This window comes from Rhodopirellula europaea 6C, assembly GCF_000338295.1.
Classification (GTDB): domain Bacteria; phylum Planctomycetota; class Planctomycetia; order Pirellulales; family Pirellulaceae; genus Rhodopirellula; species Rhodopirellula europaea.
This window is the reverse complement of sequence record NZ_ANMO01000046.1, coordinates 1-9,233: the sequence shown is the minus strand read 5'-3', so window position 1 is coordinate 9,233 and position 9,233 is coordinate 1. Positions and strand designations below refer to the sequence as shown.

At 57.1% G+C, this 9,233-nt stretch carries 9 protein-coding genes; 2 read left to right on the top strand and 7 right to left on the bottom strand.

All coding sequences use genetic code 11. The features are described from left to right. The 7 genes from RE6C_RS04210 to RE6C_RS04185 form a co-directional block, all read right to left on the bottom strand. A partial coding sequence (locus tag RE6C_RS04210; RefSeq protein WP_039961161.1) for an ATP-dependent DNA helicase RecG occupies positions 1–1,875 on the bottom strand: 1,875 nt, incomplete at its 3' end. A 9-nt stretch (positions 1,876–1,884) separates the two neighbouring features. Next, positions 1,885–2,694 carry a TatD family hydrolase gene (locus RE6C_RS04205; RefSeq protein WP_008654173.1) on the bottom strand — a complete coding sequence of 270 codons (810 nt, stop codon included), beginning with the start codon at positions 2,692–2,694 and terminating at the stop codon, positions 1,885–1,887. A gap of 69 nt (positions 2,695–2,763) precedes the next feature. After that, a complete protein-coding gene (locus tag RE6C_RS04200; protein ID WP_039961160.1) occupies positions 2,764–3,033 on the bottom strand; it encodes a hypothetical protein in 270 nt (89 codons plus the stop codon). A 132-nt stretch (positions 3,034–3,165) separates the two neighbouring features. After that, the gene (locus tag RE6C_RS33435) at positions 3,166–3,330 is read right to left on the bottom strand and encodes a DUF2256 domain-containing protein (protein WP_081605559.1); all 165 of its coding nucleotides are present in this window, start codon (positions 3,328–3,330) and stop codon (positions 3,166–3,168) included. A gap of 25 nt (positions 3,331–3,355) precedes the next feature. Then, entirely contained in the window at positions 3,356–4,636 is a 1,281-nt protein-coding gene (gene serS, locus RE6C_RS04195; RefSeq protein ID WP_008654170.1) for a serine--tRNA ligase, read from the bottom strand. 177 nt (positions 4,637–4,813) lie between these two features. Next, positions 4,814–6,220, bottom strand: coding sequence for a COG3014 family protein (locus RE6C_RS04190; protein WP_008654169.1), 1,407 nt, complete (start codon positions 6,218–6,220; stop codon positions 4,814–4,816). After that, positions 6,217–7,119, bottom strand: a complete 903-nt coding sequence (locus tag RE6C_RS04185) for an LpoB-related protein (RefSeq protein WP_008667287.1) — start codon at positions 7,117–7,119, stop codon at positions 6,217–6,219. The genes RE6C_RS04190 and RE6C_RS04185 overlap by 4 nt, the downstream gene beginning before the upstream one ends. Positions 7,120–7,389: 270 nt before the next feature. On the opposite strand from RE6C_RS04185, the gene RE6C_RS04180 reads away from it, so the two are divergent. Next, on the top strand, positions 7,390–7,878 hold the full coding sequence (locus RE6C_RS04180; RefSeq protein ID WP_008654163.1) for a hypothetical protein: 489 nt from the start codon (positions 7,390–7,392) through the stop codon (positions 7,876–7,878). After that, entirely contained in the window at positions 7,875–9,197 is a 1,323-nt protein-coding gene (locus tag RE6C_RS04175) for a glycosyltransferase family 4 protein (protein ID WP_008654162.1), read from the top strand. The genes RE6C_RS04180 and RE6C_RS04175 overlap by 4 nt, the downstream gene beginning before the upstream one ends. Positions 9,198–9,233: the final 36 nt, after the last annotated feature.

Below are 9,233 nucleotides of genomic sequence, written 5' to 3'. Positions count from 1 at the left end.
GCACACATGTCCCGCGTGAGTGCCACGACTGACGCGGCCGCGAAGTTGGTGCAATTGAGCCAACCCAAACCGATTGCCGCCCAAGATCGCCATCACGGTCGCGTTGGGAACATCGATTCCAACCTCGATCACCGTGGTGCTGACCAATACATCCAGCTCGCCTTCCGCGAATGATTCCATTACCTGCTGCTTCTCATCCGATGCCATTCGGCCATGCAACAATCCGACTCGCAAACCTTTGAGTGGTCCGGTGCGAAGCTGTTCATATGTCGAATGCACCGACGTAATGTCTTCGGCGGGCGGTTCGGCTGGATCGATGAGCTCCGAAAGTTCTTCGTCCGCGGATTCGACTTCCGGTCCGACGCGTGGAGCCACCACAAACGCCTGCCGACCTTCCGCCACTCGTTCTTTGACAAACGACCACCATCGATCCCGCCAACTGTCTCCGGCCAGATACGTGTGCACGGCACCACGACCAGCCGGTTTTTCTCGCAATGTGCTCAGGTCCACGTCGCCGAACTGGGTCATCGCGACGCTGCGTGGGATGGGCGTGGCAGACATGACGAGGTAATGCGGATCAACACCGCCATCGCGAAGCGTCACGCGTTGCTTGACACCGAATTTGTGCTGCTCATCGATCACGCACAGCCCCAAGCGATGGAACTCGACACCGTACAGCAACGCTTGTGTGCCGATCACGATGTCCAATTCACCAGTGCGAATTTTCTCAACCGTGTCACGCCGCTCGGCCGCACCCAGCGAGCCGCACAGCAATCCGATTCGCACACGACTGTCCGCCAACATCCGCTTGAGCGTCGCGTAGTGTTGTCTCGCCAGCACTTCCGTTGGGGCCATCAAGGTGGCTTGGTGTTCTCCCGCCACAGCGACCAACATCGCGAAAATGGCGACGACGGTTTTGCCGCTGCCGACATCGCCTTGCAGCAATCGGTTCATCGGGAATTGCCGAGCCATGTCGCAAGCGATCACATCCATCACACGACGTTGATCGCCGGTCAATTCGAATGGGAATCGCCGCAAGATTCGATTGCGAACCGTGGCGGAACATTCCAGCGACGGGGCTCGCAATTCACTGGTCAGCGAACGGCGTCTCATCGCCAGTGCCAACTGCATCACCAACAACTCTTGAAACACCAATCGTGTTTGCGCCGCCGTCAGGTCCGCTTCGCTTTCCGGCAAGTGAATTCCACGCAGCGCATCGGAAATTCCCGGCAACACATCGGGCAACTCCATTCCGGCTGCATTCAAACGCTGGGCCGCTTCGGATCGCAAACGTTCCGGCAACACCTCGGTCAATTGCCCGGCCAACTCGTTCACCAACGGACGAGCCAACCGCCGCAGATCCGATTGCTTGATCCCTTCGGTCAGCGGGTAGTTCGCCAGAATCAATCCGCCGGGAGCGTCCTCGTCCGGCAGCTCGCCTTCCTGAACGATCTCGTACTGAGGATGAGTGAACTCCCACCGCAGTCCAGCGAGCTTGGGGGTGCCGCTGATTCGAACCTGAGTTTCGAACGTCAGTTGCTCGGCCCGAAACGGTTGGTTGAAGAACACGATTCGAACCGCGCCCGAATCATTTTCAACAATCGCGGCAAAGATTGATTTGCCCGGCGTGCGAGACATCAACTCGGCGTCCGTGATCGTGCCAATGAAAGTCGCTGGTTCGCCTTCGGATAGATCCGCGACCTTGGTGGGTGGAGGCGGGAAGGTGTGATTCCGCGGGAACAGAAACAGGATGTCGCGAGCGATCCGCAATCCCAGCTTACGAAGCTTGGTGGCTCGCGCCGGCCCAACGCCTAGCAAATACTGAATCGGTGTGGTCAGCGTGAGCGTGGATTCGCTGCTGCTTGGCTCGCTCACGAAATTCAATCACCGAGGCGTGTAGTGAAACTGTTTGCTCTTTGAAAAGAACTCAACCGGGTTGTCGTGCACGACTTTGCGAATCAACGCTTCGTCCATTCCACGACGTCGCATCGTGAAAATCAAGTCGGGCACGGCGGTCGGTTTGCTGATGCCCCAATCGCCCGCCGAGTTCGCCAGCAATCGCTCACCGGCATGGCGTTCAATCATATCGGCAGCACGATCGGGCGTGCACTTGGTGACTGGATAAAGCGTCATCCCGGCCCAGAAACCACGATCGAGCACTTCGCTGACGGTGTGCTCTTCCACGTGATCCACCAACACGCGATCAGGATTGACGCGTGAATCGTCGCACAGCATATCCAAGATCATTCGCGTCCCTTGGTATTTGTCTTCCAGGTGCGGCGTATGAATCAAGATCGGCTGGTCGTACTTGATTGCCAGCTCCAAGTGTTCCAGGAACACCGTCGCTTCGTTCTTCGTGTTTTTGTTCAATCCGATCTCACCGATCCCCAGCACGCCGGGACGATCGAGGAACTCAGGGATCATCGAGATGACTTCGCGAGACAGCGAGACGTTCTCGGCTTCTTTGGCGTTGATGCACAACCAACAGTAATGCTGGATGCCAAACTGAGCCGCTCGTTTCGGTTCGACCGCAGTGAGTTGTTCAAAGTAGTCGCGAAAACCGTCGACCGTGCCGCGGTCAAAACCGGCCCAGAACGCTGGTTCGCTGACGGCGACGCATCCCATTCGAGCGAGCGTTTCGTAGTCATCCGTCACGCGGCTGACCATGTGAATGTGCGGGTCGATGAAATCCATGTTGCTGGTCAGTCAGTCGGAGTGTTTGTAGGTGGGCAATGGAACGATATCAGCCGATGGCCGCGGGGCTCATTTCGTGCTCGGCGTTTCCACACCGAGTTTGGTCTTCCAATCTGGATCGTACTGGCGCGAGAACCAATGCTGAACTTTTGCGGCGCGATCAGGATCATCGGCCAACAACATCTCAATCGCTTGTGTGAGTTGATCGCGACGTGGTGAGCGTTCGGTCCCGCCTGGGGCACGGTCCAACCGATCCAGCACCGCTGCCAGTTCCAAGACTTTGGCTCGAACTTCCAGGTACGACGCGTCCAAGATTTCGTCAGCGGTCTGTTGGCTCATGGGGCAAATTCGATGTGGAGGAAATGGTTCGTGATGGAATTGCAATCGGGCCATCCATCACGGAGCCCGGTCAATTCATTGGAAGGCGGGTCAATTCAACGGAGGCCGGCCAACTCAATTGTACCCGACAACTCATGGATTGGTTCTTGGCGTGGATGCCTTTTTCCGGCACGCATTGCTGCAATAGCGGACTTGGTCCCAATCGCGAGCCCACTTTTTTCGCCAAGCGAACTCCCTCCGACAGACCGGGCAGATCTTCGTCGGAAGGTTCCGTTTCGCATCGCGATGAGCGGACATGGATTCGAACTCAGGTGGTCAGTGATCACTCACATTCCAAAACGTCACAGCCAACCCATGGCCGCAAAATTTGAGGAACGTTGATCGTTCCGTCAGCACGTTGGTGGTTTTCCAAAATTGCAATCATGGCTCGTCCGGTCGCGATGGCGGTGCCGTTGAGCGTGTGAACAAAGTCGGTGCCCTTCTGGGTGTTGGACTTCGATCGCACATTCAATCGACGAGCTTGGTAGTCGGTGCAATTGCTGGTGCTGGTGACTTCGCCCCAGTCGCCCGATTCGCCGCGTCCTGGCATCCAAGCTTCCAAGTCGTACTTGCGGTAAGCCGGTCCGCCCAAGTCACCCGTTGCGGTGTCGATCACTCGGTAGGGCACTTCCAAGGCGTCAAAGATTTCGCATTCCAGTTCACGCATCTCTTCGTGCATCGCCGTGCTTTGATCGGGCAACGTAAACGCGAACATTTCGACTTTGGTGAATTGGTGGACTCGGTACAGACCTTTGCTGGCTCGCCCCGCCGCACCGGCTTCGGTTCGAAAACAGTGGCTCAGCCCGCAAAAACGAAGCGGCAATTCTTCGCTGGCCAAAATCTGACCACTGAGCATTCCGCCCAAAGGGATCTCCGCCGTCGCGACCAAGTTCAATTCCGTGTTTTCAATGCTGTAGATCTGCGTCTCGGGACCACGCGGGTTGAACCCGGTGCCTTGCAGCACGCTGGTCAGCGCCAGGTCAGGTGTTGAAACCGGCGTGAAGCCTTTACCGGCCAAGTGAGAAATCGCGAATTGTTGTAAAGCCAAGTCCAAACGCACGGCGGCGTTTCGCAAAAAGTAAAAACCGGAACCGGCAACGCGAGCTCCGCCTTCGAAGTCGAACAAGTCGTGCTTCTCGCCGAGCTGAAGATGGTCCAGCGGCTGAAAGTCCATTTCCGGCACGGGCGTTTTTCCACGACCGATTTCGTTCGCATCGTGCTCACCACCCTCGGGCACATCCGGGTGGGTCATGTTTGGCAGGATGGTCTGCAGCTCGAGGATTTCGGCTTCCAAACGATCTTGCGCCGCACCAGCCGCATCTTTTTGCTCGCGAAGGCTGCGGCCTTTGGCGATCAATTCCTGACGCTCGTCGTTGTCTTTGGCGGATTTGATCTGCTTGCTGACTTCGTTGGCTTGCCGATTCAGCTCCTCGGCTTGCTTCAGCGCGTCCATCCGTTCGGCTTCCAGACGGCAAATCGCGTCGACGTCGACAGAAACGCCACGCTTGGCGGAATTTTCAGCGACAAGCTGGGCATTTTGCAGAATGAATTTGCGATCGAGCATCGTGGTCAGTGGGGTGCGGGAAAATGGACATCTCAATTTGCCCCACAACTTAGCGAAAGAACCCGCATCGTCGCAGCCCTGGAAAAGCGGCGAGTTTCAACGCCCGAGATGGCCCCCAGATGTGGATGCCAGAAATGGCCGCTCTGATTGATCGCGAAAAGGCTGCCGAGTATCAGCTCACGGATTCGCGGTCACCACGTAAATCTGCTGGGTCGGCGCAACGACCAAAACATACGTGTTCTTCGCGTTGTGGATTCGCAGCGGCATGCGGCTGGGCGAAGCAATGGGTTGGCCGTCGTAGCGAACCGGAGCAAATTCGACCGTGTGATCGCCCGCGGGCAATTCGGCTCGCAAGACCTGAATCTCACGCGGCAACAACCCCCAGCATCGAGTGTCCGCGGTTTCTGTTGCGGTCCACGCCGTGGAGGTCGCGAATTGGAACATCGTTCCGGCTGGCCCGGTCAAACCAAGATTTTTTCGTGCCGATGCGACGGCCAATTCTTTGCCGCCTTGGCGGATGATGCCGCGAGCGATTGTCCACGGCATCTCGGCGTCCACCTGTTGCTGAACCATTCCGGCCACATCGGTCAGCGGCTGAGTCGCACCGTGCAACTCGTACAACGGCAACGTATCAAGCCCGGTTGGGATGTAGCTGGCCACGGTCACGGCAGCAACATCGCTGGGCGGAATCACCACACTGGGAACTTTGACCGACGTGATCTTCGGCAGCGTATCGACGTCGTCCTCTTTATTTTCTTGATTCAACATCAACGCATTGGCAACGGTCATCGCCGCGGTGGTTGCTGGGGCCTCAACCGCTTTGAGTACCGGCCCACGGCCAACCAATGAGAAGACATACAACGCACCATGGCCCGGCTTGCTATGCACGCCTTCGGTGGCGCGTTTCAAGTCGTCCGCGGCGGGAAGAAAACTGGGACGGATCGCACTGACCAATTGGTAGTTGCGACGGGCGTCATCCAAGTCGTGCAAGTTCTCTTCTCGTAAAACGCCACGCAGATAAGGAGCCAACGCCAACTCCTGGTGCGGATTGGCGGTCAACTTGTCTGCGGCGGCTTCACCAAAAACACTGCTGCGACGTTCGTCATGTTCTTGCTGCAGCTTGGCCTGCAATATCGCGGCTTGGTTGATGTAGCTTTCTGCATCGTCGCCGTCACGAACCAGCGAACACATCGCCAACATCGTGCGGATCATGACTTGCTCGTAGCCCGCCGGACGAAACTTCCGTGCGGTGTCGTCGGTCACCATCGCCGCCGCTTCGTGCAGCGGTGCGACCTTCAAAGACGAATCAAATTCGTCGCGTAATTCTCGAAGCGTCTTCTCGGCGGAAGTCGCGTCTCCGACCGCCAAATCGACCATTGCCAAATCAAGCTTCGCCGGCGTCGCGAAACGCCCGCCGCCGTCAGCGACCTTTGACAAGACTTCGCGGGCGGTCGTTGGATCACCCGCGGCAAAGGCGTCGCGGGCGGTATCGATGTGCGCAAGCTTTGCAGCGCAACCGGCCAGCGTTGTGGAGCACAACGCGGCAATCAATAAAAGCGTTCGGGGAGCGATCGCGAAGATCATCCGTCGGCTTGGTCGAACATGCCAAAGTTCCACCACTTACCCGCTCGCGTGTTGTGATAGCCCTTGCGAATCTTCGACGACTCTTTGATGTAGTCGCCCGATTCCAGATTGACCATTTCCAACGTCAGCAAGTAATCCCGCTGAGTCGATTTGTTTCGATCTGTCGTTCCCGTCGTGATCGTTGCGTAAAGCAAATAGTCGACCGGAGTCCCTTGTCGTCCCAAAGCCGCCGCGAAAGCACCTCGGTTTTGTGGCAAGAACAAAGAATCGGGACGCATCCGAGTTTCGATCAACGCCGCATCGACCATTCGGCGGCTGATGCTACGGAAGGATCCGCCCGAATTGATTTGCGAATCGATGCGTTCGTAAAGCTGATCTTTGAAATCGACCAGTTCTTCGGCCGATTTGTTTTCGATCCCGATGAAGCAAACCTTGGCGGGACCTTGCACCAATGGCGACGCCCCGGGCATCGTGACTTGCGATCCGATGATGGCTTCGCCGGTGGCGGGGTCCACCATCGATTCCGTTCCACTTTGCGAATGGCTCGCCATTTGAGCGGGTGTTCCATTGGCAGCAAATTGCCCCGGAAAGATCACCGACTCGTTGGGTGGAGGGCACCGACTCAATATTTTTGCGACCGCTTCATCGACCAGCGGGTTCCAAGTCGCGGCGCCCGCTTCGTGGCTGCCGACCATGTCTTTGTCATCGCTGGCGAGCAAATGCCCGTACCGGCGAGACGCGCACCCGGTGGTTCCGGAACCGACGATCGCGACGCCCGCGGTCATTCGCAGCATTGCGGCTGCGAGCATCCCCCGGCGGGAAATCGGTTCGCTCAAAGATTTTTGCTCGTCGGAATTCGACAAGTTTTGTGCGGATTCGTTTTGAAAAGTGCCATCCATGGCGGTCGATCACCCGGTGTTGAGTGGGCCGAAACAACGTCATTGACCGGAAAACCTGATTCAGAACGGGTTCTGTCAGCGAATTTCCGAAAACAATTCCGGCTTGTCGGCTTGTGAATGCTGTGCCAGTTAGCAAAATGATCGACCCCACGTCGACCCGATCCTCGATGGAATCCTTGAAACCCCCACGGTTCACCAAACCGTTGCGGACTGCGAGAATCCCCCAGTTTCTCTAATTCCATCCTCCACACCCGCATTCACAATCTGTTCATGCCTGCCACCCTGACCGCCCCCGTTGCTGATTCTGTTGCTCCCACGAATTTGGGAATCGATGCAACCGATCCGCTTCTCATGCCCGGCACCCTTTCGCCAGGCACTTCGGTGATCCCAGGCATGGTGCCCACTCCTGGTCACAACACCTCGATCGCAATCCCCGCCGACAGCCCCACGATGGCTGACGACGATGATGACGACGACACCAGCGACACGGACGACGACGCGGACAGCGATGACAGCCCCGGCGTTGGCGATGACCTGGACGATCTCGATGACGACGTGGATGAGTTCGATGACATCGACGAAGATGACTTCGACGACGATTTCGATGACGACTTCGAAGAAGAACTCGAAGACGATTACGAAATCGAAATCGACGATGAGATCAGCGCCGAGTTCGGATTGAACACCGCCGGCGATGACGACGAAGAAGAATTGGACGACGACCTGGATGACTTCGAAGACTTTGAGTCCGTCGATTGAAAATCGTCTTCCTGACCGCCGGTGCCGCAGGGATGTACTGCGGCAGTTGTATGCACGACAACGCGATCGCCAAAGCGTTGCGTGCGGGTGGAGATGACGTTCTCCTTCAACCGGTCTACACACCGATCCGGACCGATGAATCCACCATCGCATCCGAACGGGTTTTCTTCGGCGGCATCCATGTTTACCTGCTGCAGCAAATGCCTTGGCTGCGTTGGCTGCCACGATGGACACGTTCTTGGATGGACCGTCCCAGCCTGATCCGAATGCTGACGCGAAGGGCAGTCAAAACGGATCCAGCCAAACTGGGTGAACTCACGCTATCGATGCTTCGTGGCGAACACGGACGTCAATCCGAAGAAGTCGGCCGGTTGGTTGATTGGTTAGCCAAAGACATCCAACCCGACGCGATCATCTTCAGCAATCTGTTGATCGGTGGTGCGATCCCGACCATCCGCCGTCGACTGCCGAACACGCGTTTGGTGGTCACGCTGCAGGGCGATGACATCTTCCTGGATCACTTGCCCGCCGACGCTCGTTCAAAAGCAATCGCGTTGTGCTCGGACCTATCCAACCAAGTCGACGTGTTTGTGTCGCACAGCGAATTCTATCGCGACAAAATGGGAGCGATGCTTGGCATCCCGCACGAGCGTTTTGACATCCATCCGCTTTCGATCGACCTTGCTCCGTTTGCAAGTCCGCCTTCGAACGATTCAGCCGGTGAGCAACCACCAATAGCGATGCACAAAGCGGACGGCGAATTTCGGATCGGTTACCTGGCACGACTCGCACCCGAGAAAGGATTGCATCATTTGGTCGATGCCTTTCTGCAAATTGGTGCGATGCCGGAGCACTCCAACGTCACGCTGCACGCCGCTGGATGGCTCGGCGAACACAACATCCCGTACCTCGACGAATTGCGTTCGCGCATCGCAAAAGCCGGGCTGAATGATCGTTTTGTGGTGCACGAGAGCCCCGATCAGTCCACCAAAATCGAACTGTTGCGGCAAATGGATGTGCTCAGCGTTCCGGCTCCCTACGAAGACCCCAAGGGGCTGTTTTTGCTGGAAGCAATGGCGTGCGGTATTCCTGTGGTTCAGCCCGATCATGGGGCCTTCACCGAAGTCGTCCAATCGACCGGCGGCGGCATTCTGTTTCATCCTGAAAACACCGACGCGTTGATTCACGAATTGATCGGATTGAAAAACGATCCCGATCGAAGAGCGGCCTTGGGCGAAACCGGTCGCCAATCCGTCCACCAGCGTCACCACATCGAATCGGCCGCCGAACACATGCGCCGCACCTGCCAACGAAGCTAACCCGCACTCGTTGAAGAACCCGCAGAACAAAAACCT

What these genes read in the sequence shown, in the direction of transcription:
- RE6C_RS04205 (WP_008654173.1), bottom strand. Translation starts at nt 2,694, where the DNA reads ATGGATTTCATCGACCCGCACATTCACATGGTCAGCCGCGTGACGGAT.
- RE6C_RS04200 (WP_039961160.1), bottom strand. Translation starts at nt 3,033, where the DNA reads ATGAGCCAACAGACCGCTGACGAAATCTTGGACGCGTCGTACCTGGAA.
- RE6C_RS33435 (WP_081605559.1), bottom strand. Translation starts at nt 3,330, where the DNA reads ATGTCCGCTCATCGCGATGCGAAACGGAACCTTCCGACGAAGATCTGC.
- serS (WP_008654170.1), bottom strand. Translation starts at nt 4,636, where the DNA reads ATGCTCGATCGCAAATTCATTCTGCAAAATGCCCAGCTTGTCGCTGAA.
- RE6C_RS04190 (WP_008654169.1), bottom strand. Translation starts at nt 6,220, where the DNA reads ATGATCTTCGCGATCGCTCCCCGAACGCTTTTATTGATTGCCGCGTTG.
- RE6C_RS04185 (WP_008667287.1), bottom strand. Translation starts at nt 7,119, where the DNA reads ATGGATGGCACTTTTCAAAACGAATCCGCACAAAACTTGTCGAATTCC.
- RE6C_RS04180 (WP_008654163.1), top strand. Translation starts at nt 7,390, where the DNA reads ATGCCTGCCACCCTGACCGCCCCCGTTGCTGATTCTGTTGCTCCCACG.